Origin of the sequence: Mucilaginibacter sp., from assembly GCF_039207105.1 — a bacterium.
Lineage (GTDB): Bacteria > Bacteroidota > Bacteroidia > Sphingobacteriales > Sphingobacteriaceae > Mucilaginibacter.
The window spans coordinates 1-9212 of sequence record NZ_JBCECK010000180.1; the positions used below are offsets into that span (position 1 = coordinate 1).

At 43.5% G+C, this 9212-nt stretch carries 6 protein-coding genes; 4 read left to right on the forward strand and 2 right to left on the reverse strand.

What is annotated here, in order from left to right; all coding sequences use genetic code 11:
* Positions 1 to 41 precede the first annotated feature (41 nt).
* Complete coding sequence (gene yidC, locus AAGC65_RS22730; RefSeq protein ID WP_343114761.1) at positions 42 to 1874, forward strand: membrane protein insertase YidC; 1833 nt, start codon at positions 42 to 44, stop codon at positions 1872 to 1874.
* A 464-nt stretch (positions 1875 to 2338) separates the two neighbouring features.
* On the opposite strand, the gene AAGC65_RS22735 is transcribed toward yidC, so the two are convergent.
* The gene (locus AAGC65_RS22735; protein ID WP_343114762.1) at positions 2339 to 4210 is read right to left on the reverse strand and encodes a CocE/NonD family hydrolase; all 1872 of its coding nucleotides are present in this window, start codon (positions 4208 to 4210) and stop codon (positions 2339 to 2341) included.
* 117 nt (positions 4211 to 4327) lie between these two features.
* Between AAGC65_RS22735 and AAGC65_RS22740 the strand changes: the two genes are divergently transcribed.
* The 3 genes from AAGC65_RS22740 (at position 4328) to AAGC65_RS22750 (ending at position 6989) form a co-directional block, all read left to right on the forward strand.
* Positions 4328 to 5695 (forward strand): exonuclease domain-containing protein, encoded by a 1368-nt coding sequence (locus AAGC65_RS22740; protein ID WP_343114763.1) that lies wholly within the window; start codon positions 4328 to 4330, stop codon positions 5693 to 5695.
* 102 nt (positions 5696 to 5797) lie between these two features.
* Complete coding sequence (locus AAGC65_RS22745) at positions 5798 to 6337, forward strand: pyridoxamine 5'-phosphate oxidase family protein (protein ID WP_343114764.1); 540 nt, start codon at positions 5798 to 5800, stop codon at positions 6335 to 6337.
* Between the two features lie 103 nt (positions 6338 to 6440).
* Positions 6441 to 6989: a transposase gene (locus AAGC65_RS22750; protein WP_343114765.1), complete on the forward strand. Its 549-nt coding sequence runs from the start codon at positions 6441 to 6443 to the stop codon at positions 6987 to 6989.
* A 99-nt stretch (positions 6990 to 7088) separates the two neighbouring features.
* Here AAGC65_RS22750 and mutS read toward each other — a convergent pair.
* Positions 7089 to 9212: DNA mismatch repair protein MutS (mutS, locus tag AAGC65_RS22755; protein WP_343114766.1), on the reverse strand; the 2124-nt coding region annotated here is incomplete at its 5' end.

Sequence of the window (9212 nt, forward strand, 5' to 3'; positions counted from 1 at the left end):
CGCCCGCAAGAAGTAAAAGAATTTGTACGATACAATAGATAATGGATAGAAATACTTTCACAGGATTATTCCTGATTATGGCTATTATAGCTGGCTCAATTTACTTTTTGAAGCCATCTGATGCCGAACTTAAAAAGGAGCGCCTGGTACAGCAGCAGGATTCTTTGAAAAAGGCTGGTCTGGCCAAAGCTTTTAAGGCTGCTATAAAAGCTGATACTGCTAACGGTAAATCTGCAGCAGTTGATTCTGCCATTTTAAAAACACCTTTTGGCGCTGCTTCCATAGGCAGCGAAAAATTAATAACTCTTGAAAATAAAGAGCTGCTGGTAAAATTGAGTACCCGCGGTGGTAAAGTTGCTTCGGTTGAGCTGAAAAACTTTAAAACCTTCAACAAAAAACCGCTTGTATTATTTGATGGCCCGCAAACACATTTCGGCCTTAACTTTAACGCGGGCGAAAAAAGGATCAATACCGATAATTACTTTTTTACCCCAAGCGCTCCGGAGCTTAAGGTTGCCGAAAATGATTCGGCTTCGGTTACCCTGCGTTTAAGCTACAGCCCTACCCAGTACATTGATTATGTGTACAGCTTAAAAGGCACTGGCTACAAACTGGGTTTAACCATTAAATCTGTAGGGCTTGATGGCGTAATTAATAACAGCGGCAATGTAAATATCAACTGGGCTGCCAGCCTGCACAAACAGGAAAAAGATATGAAGCAGGAGCGTCAGTACTCAACTGTATATTATCTTGACTCTGAAAGCCATGACGATTATTTAAGTCTTACTAAAGACGACCAGAAAGAGATAGGCGATAAAAAGCTATCATGGGTTGCGTTCAAACAACACTTCTTCTCCAACGTATTAGTTGCCAAAGGCGGCATCGGTAAATCAACCTTAGCCGTATCAACTGATGTAACCGATACGTCTGATGTTAAACAAATGAAAGCCGACCTGACCATTGCCCGCGACAATAGCGGCGCGGTTCCGTTGGAGTTTTATTTTGGCCCTAACCGTTACAACACCCTTAAAGATCAGGGTAACGACCTCCAAAAACTGGTTGATTTAGGCTGGGGACCTCTAAAATACATCAACCGTTTCGCGGTATTGCCGTTATTTAACTTCCTGAACCAGTTTAACTGGAACTATGGCCTCATCATTTTAGTCCTGACTATTGTATTGAAGCTGGTTTTATCGCCGCTTACTTACAAATCATACCTGTCAATGGCTAAAATGCGCGTACTGAAGCCGGAGATGGATGAAATTAAAGCTAAAGTTGGTGAAGATAATCCTACCCTTTTACAACAGGAATATCTTAAGCTGTACAAAAAGGCAGGTGTAAACCCATTGGGTGGCTGCTTACCCTTAGTACTGCAAATGCCGATAGTTATTGCGTTCTTCCGTTTTTTCCCAAGCTTATTTGAGCTGCGCGGCGAAAGCTTTTTGTGGATGCATGACCTGTCAACCTATGATTCTATAGTTACCTTCCCGGCTACTATCCCAATTATAGGTGACCACATCAGTTTAATGTGTTTATTGATGACGGTATCTACATTGATCTATACTTATTTCAATAACCAGATATCAGGTGCAACCGGCCAAATGAAATACATAGGCTATATTACACCTATCATATTCCTGGCTACGCTGAACAGCTATCCATCTGGTCTGAACTACTATTACTTCCTGGCCAACATGCTTACTTTTGCTCAGCAATACCTGATCAAATTCATGGTTGATGATAAAAAGATCCATGCCCAGATCCAGGAAAACAAAAAGAAACCAGATGATCCGAAAAAGAAAAAATCTGGTTTCCAGGCCCGCATGGAAGAAATGATGCGCCAGCAACAGCAACAAGCTAATAACAAGAAATAGTTTTTCTTGGACTTGAGGACTATTAGACTTTTGGACTAAGGACTACAATAAACAAAAAGCGTCAGAGATTAATCTCTGACGCTTTTTGTTTTGATGCTCCCCGGTTAACTGCTTCGGGTGAAACGTGGGGAATAGTGCGATTCCCTCCCTTGGGAGGGTAATAGCCCATAAATAGGCATAACCTTTGATTCGCATGGCTTACAGGTGACTCACCCGGTCTACGCTTCGCTGGACCGCCCTCTCTTCGCCTGCGGCGGAAAGAGGGCAAGGAAAAAAGGATAAAGAGGAAAGAAAAAATTTCTTACCCTCTTTCCAGCGAAGCTGAAGAGAGGGTCGACAAGCGTAGCGATGTCGGGGAGAGTCGACAAACAGCCTGATTTGATGAAACTGTCAATTCATAGGCTATTACCCCCGGGAGGGTGTAGAGAGGGCTTTTACAACTATATCATACCGTAACCGCCAAATTAATTGATAACCGGCAATACCACCTTACTCCCCTCTTGTGCCGACATATGGATACGGATAGTGGATTTTATAAAGTCGGCATCTTTAGCCTGATATATATTGATGAACTGCTGCGGGTTTCTGTCGGCCAGTGGGAACCAGCTGCTTTGCACCTGCACCATAATGCGATGTCCTTTTTTAAACACATGGGCTATATCATTTAAAGTGTATTTGATCTCCGTAACCTTACCGGGTATAAAGGCCTCGGGCTTGCTGAAACTATTGCGATACCTACCCCTGAATATTTCGCCGCGTACCATCATCTGGTAGCCATTCATGATGTAACTATCATGATCAGTATATTTAAAATCATCCGGAAAAACATCAATAAGCTTCACAATAAAATCAGCGTCGGTAGTGGATATGCTAACCTTCAGGTCGGCTTTTACAGGACCAGCCAGCGTAACATCTTTATCCAAAGCATCGCTTTCAAAGCTAAGCACATCGGTACGGCGGGAAGCAAAACGCTGGTCATCGGTCATATATTCGGCAGTGCGGTTAGGGTGTATGCCATCAGTATAAGGCACCGGCTTTGCAGGGTCGCTCAAATACTCCTCGTAGGCGTTAGCTTCGTCGGGTTTGGCTGATAATAGTTTGCCGTCCTTATGCAAGTACATATCTGTATACCTGATACCGGGCAAGGGCCATTGATCAAACCGGTGCCATTTATTTTCGCCTGTAAAAAACACGGTAGCTTCGGCAATAGTATCTGCAGACGCTTCATCTTTCAAATAATGGTTAAAAAATGACAGTTCAACATTTTCCTGGTACCAGGTGCTGGTATTGGAGCCAAAGTGGATGTTACCCACGCGGTCGCCCTTATCACTACCTCCCCATTGCCCGTGCCACCAGGGGCCCAGTACCAGCTTATTCACATTTTTGGTTTGGCTTTCAATAGCGTTGTACAGATGCAACGCGCCAAAAAAATCCTCGGCATCAAACAAGCCGCCTACTACTAAACTGGCTGTACCTGCGGGTATCCGGGCGGCATAATTGCGGTCGTTACGCGCCACCCACCAACTGTCATAATCAGGATGCTGCATCAGATCGTTCCAGAAAGGAACATTCCGTTTAGCCGCGATTTTCGAAAAATTAGGTAGCGCCCCCGTGCGCAGGAAATAAGCATAGGCATCGCCTGTTGGGTTAGGCAAAGCCGGAACGCTTGCCCTGGTAGTATCGGTACGGGCAACGCCAAAGCCCCCGCTAACAAAAAAGCCGAACATATCACTCAGCATAAAGGCGCCATTATGGTGAACATCATCGCCTAAAAACCAATCTGTTACCGGTGCCTGCGGACTAATTGCCTTTACCGCTTTGTGCCCGCTTAAACCAACCATAGCGGTATAAAAACCACCGTACGAAGTACCTATTGCCCCTACCTTAGTATTGTTACCGGCTACATGTTTAATGAGCCAGTCTATCGTATCATAAGCGTCACTGGCCTCGTCAATATCCTTGTTTCCTTTTTTATTAGGATTAAAGGGACGGATGTCCATAAATTCGCCCTCGCTTTTATAGCGTCCGCGTACATCCTGAAATACCACATCATAACCCTCCTTTAAATATGCCTTTACATAAACATTCCAAAGCGGTATCCACTGCTTACCGTAGGGCGCGCAGGAATACGGCGTACGGATAAAAAGGATGGGATGGATATTGTGTGTGCTGTCTTTGGACATGTAGATAGCCGTGAATAGCTTCACGCCATCGCGCATAGGTATATATCTTTCTTTTTTTACATAATTATTCACCATCCATGCCGAGTCGGCAGTTTGGGCTATGCCATATACAGGTAACAGTAAAATCAGTGCACATAATAATCTTAACTTCATAGGCTAACTGGGATTTAAATAAAAGAGCCTTAAATTAAGTTTTTTGTTGCTTCTGCACATTAAAATTTCAACAATTAAAACACTAATATATTTAGCAAAATATATTACATTTGAAATATGTATGCAATTGTTGATATTGAGACTACCGGGGGGCACGCCAGTGCAAATGGCATTACAGAAATTGCCATATGCATACATGATGGTAAAAAGGTGGTTAAACGCTTTCAGTCGCTGGTAAACCCACATAAAGAGATACCTGTGTACATCAGCGCCTTAACCGGCATCACCAACGAAATGGTACAGCAGGCACCTCCATTTGAAGATGTGGCGGCCGATGTTTACCATCTAATTCACGGAAAAATATTTGTAGCCCATAACGTCAATTTTGATTATTCGTTTGTGCGCTACCACCTGGCGGCAGCCGGATATGACCTACAATGCAATAAATTGTGTACCGTACGCCTGGGCCGCAAAATATTGCCGGGCTTGCCATCTTACAGCCTCGGCCGCTTATGCCGCCATTTAGGCATCGATAACGAGAGCCGTCACCGCGCCGGAGGCGATGCCGAGGCGACAGCTGAACTGTTTACCTTATTGCTTAATAGCGATGCCGACGGACATATTAAACTCGCTCTTAAACAAAATTCTAAAGAACAGCTATTACCACCCAACCTGCCTAAAAAAGATGTGGAGCAGCTACCCTACTGTGCAGGCGTGTATTATTTCCATGATCAAAAGGGTAAGGTAATTTATGTGGGCAAGGCGAAGAACCTCAAAAAACGGGTAAGCAGTCATTTCACCGGCAACAACCCGGGCTTGCAGCGGCAGGAGTTTTTGCGTAATATTCACCAGGTTAGTCATCAGGTTTGCGGTACCGAACTGATAGCCTTTGTACTGGAGGCTATCGAGATCAAGCGCTTGTGGCCCAAATATAACCGGTCATTAAAGCGCTTTGAGAACGCATATTGTCTTTACGCCTATGAAGACCAGCGCGGCTACATGCGGCTGGCAGTTGATAAACGCCGCAAATACAGCGACCCAATATACACCTGCAACTCCTTACTGGAAGGCTACAATCTGCTGAATAAACTCATCGAGAATTTTGCCTTATGCCCTAAACTATGCTTTATTCAAAAAAATAATGCCCCCTGCCATAGCGCGGCCGGCAATTCCTGCGCCTGCGAGGGTGTTGAAACTGTTGATGATTACAACCTGAAGGTGAATACCGCCATTGATGAGCTAAAAAAAGCACTGCCAACCTACGCCATCCGAGATGAGGGCCGTAATGGTGAAGAGCATAGTTGTATCCTGATCGAGAAAGGACAATTTTATGGAATGGGCTACATCTCCCATTATTTTGATGCCGATAATATACAGCAACTCAAAAACTACCTCACCCCTTACCCGGGTAATGATTATATTAAAAATATAGTCACCAATTATGCCATGCGTTACCCGGAGCGGATGCAGGTATTTGCAGTTTGATTTCACAAATAAATAATTAATTATCCTTAAAATTAATTTTATCAACACAATAAATGTTTTGATGGGTTATCTAATAACACACCTATTAAAAACATTTATAAGATGGACAGCATTAATCAACAACAACCGGAAGACAATTTTAAAGATCTGGCAGGCACCGAAGCCATTACCAAGATCAAAGAACTGGTAGATAGCGCCAAGAGCTGCTTTTTTCTGAGTAATATCAAAACCGGCATACCCGCATCGGTACGCCCCATGAGTGTACAAAAGGTAGATGATGAAGGCAACCTCTGGTTCCTGAGCGCCAAGGACAGCCACAAAAACCAGGACCTTTCAACCGACCCGATGGTTCACCTGTTATTTCAGGGCTCAGCACATTCAGATTTTCTGAATATTTACGGCATAGCCACCGTAAATGACGATAAGGACAAGATCCATGAACTTTGGGAACCCATTCTGAAAACCTGGTTTACTGAAGGCGAGAACGACCCGCGCATTTCCGTAATTAAGGTTGAACCCACCGAGGGCTATTATTGGGACAACAAACACGGCAATGCCATTGCCTTTGTAAAACAACTGGCCGGCGCGGCCATAGGCAAAACGCTGGATGATTCTATCGAAGGAAAATTAAGTGTAGACTAAAAAGAAAAAAGGTTGAGCAAAATGCAGATAAACTTACGAAGTTTTAAAAACTTCGTAAGTTTGAATCTTGGAAACTTCGTAAGTTTGAGAAAAGCCTTAACCTGTGAAAATCAATCCTGATATTTGTTACCATTTATATAACAGAGGCAATAACAAAGAGCCCATTTTTTTTGAACCCGAAAACTACACCTATTTCCTTAATCAATTTAAAAAATACGTATTACCATTCTCAGATGTTTATTCCTATTGTTTAATGCCTAACCACTTTCATTTTTTTATCAAAATAAATGATAAAGCACTTTTTGAAAAGGGAATAAAAAACTTCTTCATCTCATATTCGAAGGCAATAAATAAAAAATATAATCGGGTAGGAAGTTTATTTCAAGGAAGATATAAAGTATCCGAAATAACATCTAATAGCTATTATACCAGGATAATTACCTATATACACCAAAACCCTGTAGTTGGTAAGCTCGCTATAAATATGGAAGATTATAAATATTCATCTTATACAGCCTATATATCTGAGAAGGAAACATTGATAAACAGGCAAGAAGTTTTAGATTGGTTTGAGGGATTGGATAGCTTTATAGAGAATCATAAAATAATTAAGGATGAGCTGGAAATCAATCAGCTTTTAAATATAAAATAGCCCCACTCAATATTTAAAAAATCAAAAATAGCCACTTCAAGACTTACGAAGTTTTTAAAACTTCGTAAGTCTTATTATTCGCATATCCGCACATCCACATCAGCTTTTTATCGCCCGCTGTATCTCATCCAGCTTCATCATGGCCTCAACCGGGGTTAGGGTATTTACATCCAGGTTGTTCAGTGTATCACGGATCTTTACCAGTACGGGATCATCTATCGAGAACATTTGCATCTGCACGGCTTGTTTTTGCACCTTGCGGATGCTCTCTTTGATATGCTCGCCGCCGGTGCGTTCGTTTTCAAGCTTTTTGAGTATCTCATTAGCCCGTGTAAGCACTTTTGGCGGCATCCCGGCCAGTTTAGCTACATGGATACCAAAACTATGCTCGCTGCCACCTGGCACAAGTTTACGTAGGAAAATAATCTGGTGCCCAACCTCTTTTACCGATACATTATAGTTTTTGATACGGTTAAAGCTATTACTCAGCTCATTCAACTCGTGGTAGTGCGTAGCGAAAAGTGTTTTGGCTTTGGCCGTAGGGTGGTTATGCAGGTACTCTGCAATTGACCAGGCTATCGAAATACCATCATAGGTTGATGTACCCCGACCAATCTCATCCAGCAGGATCAGGCTCCTGTCCGAGAGGTTATTCAGGATACTAGCCGTCTCGTTCATCTCCACCATAAAGGTTGATTCGCCTGATGATAGATTGTCTGAAGCCCCTACCCGGGTAAATATCTTATCAACCAAACCAATAGCAGCCGATTTAGCCGGTACAAAGCAGCCCATCTGCGCCATCAGCACAATAAGACCGGTTTGCCTCAGCAAGGCAGATTTACCCGCCATGTTGGGGCCTGTAATAATGATGATCTGTTGCGATTCGGAATCGAGGTATACATCATTGGTAATATAGGTTTCGCCCAGCGGCAGGTTCTTTTCAATCACCGGGTGTCGGCCGCCTTTAATATCCAGCTGTTTACCCTCGCTTATTTCGGGCTTTACGTAATAGTTTTTGATAGATATAGTAGCAAAGTTCAGCAGCACATCCAATCGGGCTATCAGCTGGGCATTCAACTGTATAGGTTTTATATATTCAGCAAGGGCATATAACAGATCGTTATATAAACGGGTTTCCAGGGCTAATATCTTTTCTTCGGCACCTAAAATCTGCTCTTCGTATTCTTTAAGTTCTGGAGTGATGTAACGCTCGGCATTTACCAGGGTTTGCTTCCGGATCCATTCGGTAGGCACTTTATCACGATGGCTGTGCGTAACCTCCAGATAGTAGCCAAAAACATTATTGAAAGATACTTTAAGCGATGGAATGCCCGTAACCTCTGCCTCGCGTTTCTGTATCTCCAGCAGGTAACCTTTACCGCCGAACGCGATTTTACGCAGCCTGTCAAGCTCTTCGTTAATACCATCATTCATCACCGAACCTTTCACAATCATAACCGGAGGTTCGGGATGCAGTTCTTTATCTATCTTTTCGCAGATGAGCACGCATGGGTTCAACTGTTCGCCAATGGCCCTGAGCGGCTGGCTATCTGATGCTTCGGCTAATTTTTTGATCGTGCCTATGGCTATCAATGCTTTTTTAAGCTGACAAACCTCGCGCGGGTTGGCTTTTTGCAAACCAATTTTAGAGATCAATCTTTCCAGATCACCTATTTGCCTGATGTGCTGCTGCAGATCCTCGCGCAGTTCTTCCTGCGCAATTAAATACTCCACAACACCCAGCCTATCCTTGATCGGTTTTATCTCCTTTAGCGGCATCACTATCCAGCGGCGCAGCAAACGCGCGCCCATAGGCGAGCAGGTTTGGTCGAGCACATCAACCAGGGTCTTAGCATTTTCGTTAGCCGAACCCACCAGTTCAAGGTTGCGGATGCTGAACCGATCTATCCACAGATACCTATCCTCCTCAATACGGCTGATGGACGAGATATGCTGCAGGTTACGATGTTCTGTTTCGTTGAGATAATGCAGAGCCACACCCGCGGCAATAATGCCCAGGTTCAGCTTATCAATACCAAAACCTTTCAGTGATTTTACACCGAAGTGTTTCAGCAGAGTTTCAGTGGCATAATCGCCGCTGTACGGCCATTCGTCAAGCGCATAGGTATAAAAGCGGTCGCCGTAAGTATCTTTAAAATCTTTGGAGCGGCTTTTAGGGTAAATCACCTCACTGGGCGAAAAACTTTGCAGCAGCTTGTCAAT